Origin of the sequence: Elizabethkingia argenteiflava, assembly GCF_009904105.1 — a bacterium.
Taxonomy (GTDB): domain Bacteria; phylum Bacteroidota; class Bacteroidia; order Flavobacteriales; family Weeksellaceae; genus Elizabethkingia; species Elizabethkingia argenteiflava.
This window is the reverse complement of the sequence record NZ_JAAABJ010000663.1, coordinates 1-269: the sequence shown is the minus strand read 5'-3', so window position 1 is coordinate 269 and position 269 is coordinate 1. Positions and strand designations below refer to the sequence as shown.

General features: G+C 75.5%; 1 protein-coding gene. It reads right to left on the bottom strand.

Annotated elements, in window-relative coordinates; translation table 11 throughout:
• A partial coding sequence (locus GNY06_RS13055; RefSeq protein ID WP_166520493.1) for a hypothetical protein occupies positions 1–213 on the bottom strand: 213 nt, incomplete at its 3' end.
• Positions 214–269: the final 56 nt, after the last annotated feature.

Sequence of the window (269 nt, the reverse complement as noted above, 5' to 3'; positions counted from 1 at the left end):
GTCGACTGCGCCGGCGTGGCCGCTGAGCACACGCGCCAGCGCCAGCAGCGCGGCGCGGCCCAGTTCTTCATAGACGGCCTGCAGCGTCGGCGGGGTGGCGTCGCCGCCGTCGTCGATCACGCACAGCCGGCCGCAGCGTGCGGTCGACTGCGCCGGCGTGGCCGCTGAGCACACGCGCCAGCGCCAGCAGCGCGGCGCGGCCCAGTTCTTCATAGACGGCCTGCAGCGTCGGCGGGGTGGCGTCGCCGCCGTCGTCGATCACGCACAGC